Origin of the sequence: Streptomyces sp. NPDC006265 (assembly GCF_040613555.1) — a bacterium.
Lineage (GTDB): Bacteria > Actinomycetota > Actinomycetes > Streptomycetales > Streptomycetaceae > Streptomyces.
Genome location: NZ_JBEXSH010001246.1, coordinates 1 through 1,929 on the forward strand (window position 1 = coordinate 1; position 1,929 = coordinate 1,929).

The window sequence follows — 1,929 nt, forward strand, 5'->3', positions numbered from 1 at the left end:
GTCGTAGGGGTCCTTCAGCCAGCCGTCCGGCAGCACCACGCGGTTGTTGCCGGAGGTACGGCCCCGGGGCCCGTCAGCACCGGTGGGCCAGGGCTGGTCGAGGTCCAGTTCGTCCAGGCCGGAGCGCAGTTCCTCCAGGGACGAGGTGATCGCGAGGCGCCCCCGCATCTCGGAGCCGACCGCGAAACCCTTCAGGTACCAGGCGACGTGCTTGCGGAAGTCGATCACGCCCCGGGGCTCGTCGCCGATCCACTCGCCGAGCAGGGTGGCGTGCCGGACCATGACGTCGGCGACCTCGCGCAGGGCGGGGCGGGCGATGTCCTCGGTGCGGCCCTCGAAGGCGGCGACCAGGTCGGAGAACAGCCAGGGCCGCCCCAGGCAGCCGCGGCCCACGACCACGCCGTCGCAGCCGGTCTCGCGCACCATGCGCAGGGCGTCCTCGGCCGACCAGATGTCGCCGTTGCCGAGCACCGGGATCTCCGGCACGTGCTCCTTCAGCCGGGCGATGGCCTCCCAGTCGGCGGTGCCGCCGTAGTGCTGGGCGGCGGTGCGGCCGTGCAGAGCGATTGCGGTGACGCCCTCCTCGACGGCGATCCGGCCGGCGTCGAGGAAGGTGATGTGGTCGTCGTCGATGCCCTTGCGCATCTTCATCGTCACGGGCAGGTCGCCGGCACCGCTGACGGCCTCGCGCAGGATGGCCCGCAGCAGGTTCCGCTTGTACGGCAGCGCGGAGCCGCCGCCCTTGCGGGTGACCTTGGGCACCGGGCAGCCGAAGTTCAGGTCGATGTGGTCGGCGAGGTCCTCCTCCGCGATCATGCGGACGGCCTTGCCGACGGTCGCGGGGTCCACGCCGTACAGCTGGATGGAGCGAGGGCGCTCACTCGCGTCGAAGTGAATGAGCTGCATGGTCTTCTCGTTGCGCTCGACCAGCGCCCTGGTCGTGATCATCTCGCTGACGAACAGGCCCTTGCCACCACTGAACTCCCTGCACAGGGTGCGGAAGGGCGCGTTGGTGATCCCGGCCATGGGGGCCAGGACGACGGGGGGCCGGACGGTGTGCGGACCGATCTGGAGGGGCGTGGACATGCATCCATTGTGCCGTGCAATGAGATGGCAAAATTCATTAGTTAGGCACACTATCGAAATCGGCGTACGATGGAGCGCATGCCCGAGCTCAGCCCCCGCCGCCGCATGCTGGTGCTCGCGATCTGCTGCATGAGCCTGCTGATCGTGAGCCTCGACAACACGGTCCTGAACGTGGCCCTGCCGTCCATGCAGAAGGACCTGCACGCGAGTACGTCGGGTCTGCAGTGGACGATCGACGCCTACACCCTCGTCCTCGCCTCCCTGCTGATGCTCGCGGGCTCCACGGCCGACCGGATCGGCCGCAAGCGGGTCTTCATGGCGGGCCTGGTCGTCTTCACCATCGGCTCGGTCCTGTGCTCCCTCGCGCCGAACCTTCAGGCGCTGATCGCGTTCCGCATGATGCAGGCGGTGGGCGGCTCGATGCTGAACCCGGTGGCCATGTCGATCATCACCAACACCTTCACCGACCCGCGTGAGCGGGCCCGGGCCATCGGCGTCTGGGGCGCGGTCGTCGGCATATCGATGGCCGCCGGCCCGCTGGTCGGCGGCCTCCTGGTCGACTCGGTCGGCTGGCGCTCCATCTTCTGGATCAACCTGCCGGTGGGCCTCGCGGCCCTGCTGCTCACCCTGCGCTTCGTCCCCGAGTCGCGCGCGCCGCGCGCCCGCCGCCCCGACCCCGTCGGGCAGGTGCTGGTGATCGCGCTGTTCGGCTCGCTGACGTACGCGATCATCGAGGCACCGAGCACCCCGTTCCGGTCCATCGCGCCGCTGGCCGTCCTCGCCCTCGCCGCCCTGGCGGGCCTGCTCCTCTACGAGCCGCGCCGCAAGGAACCTCTGATCGAC

At 69.9% G+C, this 1,929-nt stretch carries 2 protein-coding genes; one reads left to right on the forward strand and one right to left on the reverse strand.

Annotated elements, in window-relative coordinates; all coding sequences use genetic code 11:
* Positions 1-1,086: tRNA dihydrouridine synthase DusB (gene dusB / locus ABZ281_RS47625; protein ID WP_356664893.1), on the reverse strand; the 1,086-nt coding region annotated here is incomplete at its 3' end.
* 78 nt (positions 1,087-1,164) lie between these two features.
* Here dusB and ABZ281_RS47630 point away from each other — a divergent pair.
* The coding region (locus ABZ281_RS47630) for an MFS transporter (protein ID WP_356664895.1) at positions 1,165-1,929 on the forward strand (765 nt) is incomplete at its 3' end.